This is a genomic window from Symbiopectobacterium sp., from assembly GCF_051710365.1.
Classification (GTDB): domain Bacteria; phylum Pseudomonadota; class Gammaproteobacteria; order Enterobacterales; family Enterobacteriaceae; genus Symbiopectobacterium.
Window position 1 is genome coordinate 1 of sequence record NZ_JBPETA010000186.1, and the last position, 5,840, is coordinate 5,840.

At 51.5% G+C, this 5,840-nt stretch carries 9 protein-coding genes, 1 tRNA gene and 1 pseudogene; 10 read left to right on the forward strand and 1 reads right to left on the reverse strand.

Annotated features, from left to right (window positions below; translation table 11 throughout):
- The first annotated feature begins 21 nt into the window (after positions 1-21).
- Both ACTBDZ_RS14225 and ACTBDZ_RS14230 read left to right on the forward strand, forming a co-directional pair.
- On the forward strand, positions 22-147 hold the full coding sequence (locus ACTBDZ_RS14225) for a hypothetical protein (protein WP_438815813.1): 126 nt from the start codon (positions 22-24) through the stop codon (positions 145-147).
- Positions 144-482: an antiterminator Q family protein gene (locus tag ACTBDZ_RS14230; protein ID WP_438815806.1), complete on the forward strand. Its 339-nt coding sequence runs from the start codon at positions 144-146 to the stop codon at positions 480-482. Before ACTBDZ_RS14225 ends, ACTBDZ_RS14230 begins: the two co-directional genes overlap by 4 nt.
- 2 nt (positions 483-484) lie before the next feature.
- On the opposite strand, the gene ACTBDZ_RS14235 is transcribed toward ACTBDZ_RS14230, so the two are convergent.
- Positions 485-796, reverse strand: coding sequence for a hypothetical protein (locus ACTBDZ_RS14235; RefSeq protein WP_438815807.1), 312 nt, complete (start codon positions 794-796; stop codon positions 485-487).
- A gap of 314 nt (positions 797-1,110) precedes the next feature.
- On the opposite strand from ACTBDZ_RS14235, the pseudogene ACTBDZ_RS14240 reads away from it, so the two are divergent.
- The 8 genes and pseudogenes from ACTBDZ_RS14240 to ACTBDZ_RS14275 all read left to right on the forward strand — a co-directional run.
- Positions 1,111-1,461 (forward strand): annotated as a pseudogene (locus ACTBDZ_RS14240) (ORF6N domain-containing protein); the annotation flags it as partial.
- 719 nt (positions 1,462-2,180) lie between these two features.
- Positions 2,181-2,256 (forward strand) — tRNA-Phe (locus ACTBDZ_RS14245).
- Between the two features lie 86 nt (positions 2,257-2,342).
- A complete protein-coding gene (locus ACTBDZ_RS14250; protein ID WP_438815808.1) occupies positions 2,343-2,555 on the forward strand; it encodes a class II holin family protein in 213 nt (70 codons plus the stop codon).
- Positions 2,555-3,034: a lysozyme gene (locus ACTBDZ_RS14255; RefSeq protein WP_438815809.1), complete on the forward strand. Its 480-nt coding sequence runs from the start codon at positions 2,555-2,557 to the stop codon at positions 3,032-3,034. The genes ACTBDZ_RS14250 and ACTBDZ_RS14255 overlap by 1 nt, the downstream gene beginning before the upstream one ends.
- Positions 3,034-3,450, forward strand: a complete 417-nt coding sequence (locus ACTBDZ_RS14260; RefSeq protein ID WP_438815810.1) for a lysis system i-spanin subunit Rz — start codon at positions 3,034-3,036, stop codon at positions 3,448-3,450. Before ACTBDZ_RS14255 ends, ACTBDZ_RS14260 begins: the two co-directional genes overlap by 1 nt.
- A 152-nt stretch (positions 3,451-3,602) precedes the next feature.
- Entirely contained in the window at positions 3,603-3,902 is a 300-nt protein-coding gene (locus ACTBDZ_RS14265; protein WP_438815814.1) for an HNH endonuclease, read from the forward strand.
- Between the two features lie 103 nt (positions 3,903-4,005).
- On the forward strand, positions 4,006-4,488 hold the full coding sequence (locus tag ACTBDZ_RS14270; protein WP_438815811.1) for a terminase: 483 nt from the start codon (positions 4,006-4,008) through the stop codon (positions 4,486-4,488).
- 9 nt (positions 4,489-4,497) lie between these two features.
- Positions 4,498-5,840: terminase TerL endonuclease subunit (locus ACTBDZ_RS14275; RefSeq protein ID WP_438815812.1), on the forward strand; the 1,343-nt coding region annotated here is incomplete at its 3' end.

The following is a 5,840-nucleotide window of genomic DNA, read 5'->3' on the forward strand; positions in this document are numbered from 1 at the left end:
GGGCGACTCACGGCGGAAGATATTCCGCTTATCCGGGCACTTCTGGCCTCCGGTATATCGGTAGCGGATGTCGCGAAGAAGTTTGAGACCAGCAAGCAGCATATCTACAGCATCAGGAACGGCAAAAGCTGGGGAGCGGTGAAATGAGAGATATTCGATACCTGTTGACGGCATGGGGAAACTGGAGCGGCTCACGCATTGGCACTGAGTACAAGGCGGCATGGCCCCTCGTCACGGCAAGCAGCGATATTCGGCCCATGCTGTCTGATGCCGACGGTGAGATAGTTGACCGGGCGGTAGGGCGGCTCAAGCACTTCGACCCGCTGGGATACGATATCGTGGTGGCGTATTACAAGGGCAAGGTGTCGTGCAGGGCTATAGCCAGAAAGATTGAAAATCGTCCAGATTACGTTACAGCATGCCTTGCTCGCGCTGAGGCCTACGTAGCAGGGCGAGTTGCTGAACTTTTGGAGGCAGCCTGATGTTACACTGAGGCTACAAAAAATGCTTTGATAATTAATGAAATCATGCCAGCAATGAGCGCACTAAGCATCCAGCGGATGAGCTTTTGTTCGGAACGGATGCCTGCCATTTCAAGCTGCAAATCTTTGCGAACGTCAGTGATCTGAAATGTTAAATCTTTACGCACGTCCTCAAGGTCACGTGTTGTGGCTACATCAGCAACTTCGTGAGACTTACGGACAGCAATAGAAATAGCCTTAGCCTGGTCTTTCGGCAGCCCGGCGTTCTCCAGTGTCTCGACGAATTCTTGAGTATCAAATGCGACTTGGCCCATAGCGGATCCTCCTGTGTTAAGCCAAGTGTAACCCAGTAATCTTATTGACGGAAGATCAACCCATGCGTTATAGTCACTCAGCACCTGTAAATCCAGGTGCTGGGATTCGAGCCCCGGGTATCTGAAAAGACGCATAGCCGCGTTAGCGGTTTTTTTATGCACGAAGCACGGGCACATCAAATAATGGTGGGGCGTGCAGGGGAACCGCGAGGTTCACCGGGTCTTTTCAGCCGGTAGTTCGAACCCTGTATGTCTCACCACCCTAAGATTCGAGCCTGACGGTGGTGATTAACCTTACTGAAAAGGAAAATCCCATGGCAACTCAAATTTCTGCAGAAACGATTTCCACAATTATTCATAATCAGATTCCGGTAATCACTACTGAATTATTGGCTCAGTTGTATGCAGTTGATGCTAACAACATTCAGCAAAACTATAAACGCAACACCGATCGCTTCATCGAAGGAAAACATTTCTTCAAGGCAACCGGGGATGAACTTAAAAGTTTGCGACTGACAATGGGTCAGTTACAAATTTCTGCCAAAACACGAGCTCTCATCCTTTGGACAGAACGAGGAGCGGCTAGACATGCGAAGATGCTTGAGACCGACAAAGCATGGGATGTGTTCGAGCAGCTGGAAGACTGCTACTTCAATCTGAAAGAATCGAAACATCTAACGTGCAAAACAAAATCATTACCGGGCAAATTAACTATCGAACAACAAGAAGCCATCAAACAGTTAGTGATTAATCGTGGTCGAAGCGTTCCGCAAGAGCATCAGGCGAAAGCAACCATCACACTGTGGTCAGCACTGAAAAGCCACTTCGGTTGCAGCTATAAAGAAATTCCCGAAGATAATTTTACCGAGGCGTTATCTCTCGCCGCTCGTGTACCGATTGAGGGTGAATTTATCGACAGAGCATCTTCACAAAATAGCTTGCCTGCTATCTCTGGCAGAATTGTTATTGACTATGAAGATGGCTCTGTGACACGTACGGAAGTGGTTGCCTCTAATTGTTTTATAGGGAATGTTGAAACACTATTCCAATACTTGGAAAAGCGTGGTGTCGTTGTGCTTACCAACGAAGATGAGCGCCGAAACTTCGTCAAAGAGAATCTGATGAGGCTGATTAACTGATCAAAAGATCAGCTAAATCCTTGACTGTCCGGACATCCGGACACATAATACCCCCATGCTGCGGCAAAAGCGCGCAGGACATGAAGCCTCAACTACCTCTGGTGGTTGGGGCTTTTGTCTATTGACAGCGACTGCTTGCTGAATAAAATCATCGCGTCGCACATCTAGGTTTGTTGTTCCCTCTATATCAGTTTGGTACAGATGTGCGATAAGGCCTCGGTTAATCACCGGGGCTTTTTGCATCTGGAACTCTGGCGTAGATGGTTCGCGCGGATGCCTGAAGAGCATCAGGAGATAGTTCGATTCTATCGGGTTCCACCACATTCAAGGCTGAGCTAATTGCTCGGCTTTTTTATTTCCCCTTTTCAATAACACACAGCGCCATCCGAAAAATCGGCGGTGAGGCTATGCAATTGGACAAAATAACCACTGGCGTTTCGTACGGCGCATCGGGTGTAAGCGGTGGTTACTGGATGCTGCAATTACTCGATACCGTATCGCCGACACAATGGGCGGCGCTGGGCGTACTCAGTAGCCTGGTATTTGGCCTGCTCACTTTTCTGACCAACCTCTATTTCAAAATCAGGGAAGACCGACGCAAAGAAGCGCGGGGTGAGTAATGAATCCCTCACTGCGTAACAAGATGGCAGGCGCTGCTGCTGGCGGGGCCATTGTCATGGCTGCCGTGCTGCTCCAGTGGCATGAGGGGGTGAAATACACCCCATACCGGGATTCAGGCGGTGTGCTCACTGTGTGTGCAGGTCATACCGGCAAAGACGTTATTGCCCACAAGCGCTATACCCCTGCTGAATGCCAGGCACTGCTGGACAGCGACCTGAAAGCCGCAATGTCCGTCGTTGACGCCAATGTCACCGTACCACTGACTGAGAGCCAGAAAGCTGCGCTGGCGTCGTTCGTCTACAACGTGGGAAGCAGTGCGTTTGAGCGCTCGACGTTGCTGAAGAAGCTGAACACCGGAGACAGGGCCGGTGCCTGTAACGAGATGCGGCGCTGGAAGTACGTTGACGGCAAGGTCTCTAGGGGCCTAGTCAATCGGCGGGCGGTAGAGTGTGAACTTTGCCTCCAAGGACAGCCCTGATGCACTGGAAAATCTCCCTCGTTATTGCCGCTTTGCTGGCATCGATGACCGGCGCGGCGCTGTCTTATCGCGCCCTGTATCTGGACACCGAAAAAGACCGGCAATATCTGGAGGCGCAGACTCAATCCCAACAGGCGGCGCTGGAGCGACTAAATAACCAGATGCAGACCGTCGCCGCGCTGGATACCAAACACACACGAGAGCTTGAACATGACAAAAAACGTATTGCGCAGCTTGAGCGCGATGTCGCTGATGGTCGTCGCCGGTTGCAGGTCCGTGCCGTCTGCCCCCCAGAGTGTCCGCCAGCGGCCCCGCCGCCCGCATGGATTATGCAGCCCGCGCCAGACTTGATAACGCCGCTCAGCGAAATTATTTCACTCTCAGACGACGAATCGAAATCGCAGAAGCGCAAATAAATGGCTTGCAGGACTATGTGCGGCACATTTGTTTAACGACGGCGCCGGGAAGGATGGAAGATAACCGGCAAGGGCCATAAATCAAACGGGACCAGGACGTGAAAGAACCCCGCATCTACAACAGCAGATAGGACAAGGCGCGGCTTTCCTTTCTGCGTGCTTACCCACTGTGCCGCATGTGCCAGGAACAGGGCCGGGTAACAGCAGCGGTAGTTGTTGACCATATCATCCCGCACAAGCTTAAAGAGGCGCTGAAATCTGGCAACAAGATAGCGATAGCTAAAGCACAGACACTATTCTGGGATAAAAAGAACTGGCAAGGGCTGTGCGTTCCTCACCATTCATCAACCAAGCAGCGGATGGAAAAGCGCGACAAGATCATCGGCTGCGATGAGAACGGCATACCGCTCGATCCGGATTCACACTGGTTTACATCAACAAATTCTAAATAGGAGGGGGGCGGCTAAAAAGTTCAGGGCCTTTGCCCTTCCTGACCGCCCGCCCTCCTCAAATTTAACGCTAACCCGATTTTTTTAGTTTTCAAGGTGTTCTCAAATGGCAGAAAAACGAAACCGCTCTGACAGTGCGACGGCGGCGATTCAGGCCATGAAAAATGCGACCGAGGACACCCTTCAGCCCCCGGCGCACGCGGGTTTGGAAAAAAAAGCCGAGCCTTTTTGGCATGACAATATTCGATCCAAAGCATTGGATAGCTGGACACCCGCTGACCTGTTAGCCGCTGTTGAACTGGCAAATAATCAACGCTATATCACCATTTTACGGCGTGATTTACGTAACGAAGAGCGCGTGCGCGGTGAGGCGAGAAACGTTGTTGAAATTAAAGAATTGCGCAAACAAATCGTAGAATTACAGCGCACGATTTTGGCACAGCGACGTGATCTGCAAATCCATTCCCACGCCACCAACGGTGAAAGCCGGGACCAGCGCAACAGAAACAAGAATGACAGGAACGCCAGAAGCACGGTCAGTGGTCATCAACGCGAAGACGATAATCTGATCGCGTTTCCACAACACTAAGGGGCATTCATGACGCGAGGTGAGCGCGTGATAGCGTTCATTGAGCGCTATTGCATTGTGCCGGAAGGTAAGCTTATCGGACAGCCGATGAAGCTGGATGACTTCCAGAAAGACTTTCTGCTTGATGTCTATGACAACCCGGTGGGCACCAGCAGGGCAATTTTAAGCATCGCCCGAAAGAACGGGAAAACCGGGTTAATTGCTGGAATACTTCTTGCTCACCTAGTTGGCCCAGAAGCGGTGCAAAACTCTCAGATCGTCAGTGGTGCAATGAGCCGAGAGCAGGCTGCGCTGGTCTTTAGCCTGTCGGTCAAAATGATTAATCTTAACCCCGCGCTACAGGACATTGTGCATATCATTCCCAGCGGTAAGCGGCTGATTGGTACCCCTTGTAATGTTGAGTACAAGGCGCTGGCCGCCGAGGGTAAAACCGCACACGGTCTTTCTCCAGTGCTGGCCATTCTGGATGAAGTGGGGCAGGTGGTAGGTCCGCGCAGTGATTTTGTTGACGCTATTGTCACATCACAGGGGGCGCATGAGACACCTTTGCTGATTGCTATCAGCACCCAGGCGGCCAACGACGCCGACCTATTGAGCGTGTGGATTGATGACGCGGCAACTTCTGCCGATCCACATATTGTTTGCCATGTGCATACTGCTGAAAAAGACGCCGACATTATGGATCGTGCTGCATGGCGTGCTGCTAATCCGGCGTTGGGAACGTTTCGTTCACTGGACGAGATGCAGCGCCGGGCAGAAGAAGCGGCGAGGATGCCCACCAGTGAAAATACCTTTCGTAATCTCAATCTAAATCAGCGCGTATCCACTGTGTCACCGTTCGTCTCCCGTAATGTTTGGGAAGCCAGCATTCTGAAGGATATTCACCCGAGCATGATAGTTGGGGAGTGTTACGCGGGGCTCGACCTGTCAGAAAAGAACGACCTTACCGCGCTGGTGATTGTGGGGCAGGATAAAGATCGCGACTGGTTGGTATTCCCGTTCTTCTGGACACCGGGTAAGACGTTACTTGACCGGGCCAAGCGTGATCGTGCGCCCTATGACGTGTGGGCCAAACAAGGCTACCTCCAAACCACACCGACCGCATCCGTGGAATATGATTTTGTGGTGCTGAAAATCGCAGAATTACTCAGTGAATTTGACGTGAAAGCCATCGCGTTTGACCGCTGGCGCATCGACATTTTCAAAAAGGAAGTAGACCGCATCGGCTTAACCCTCCCGTTGGTTAAATTCGGCCAGGGGTATCGGGATATGGCTCCCGCCATCGACACATTGGAAACGGTGTTACTTAACAACCGGCTTCGGCATGGTGATCATCCCGTGATGACAATGTG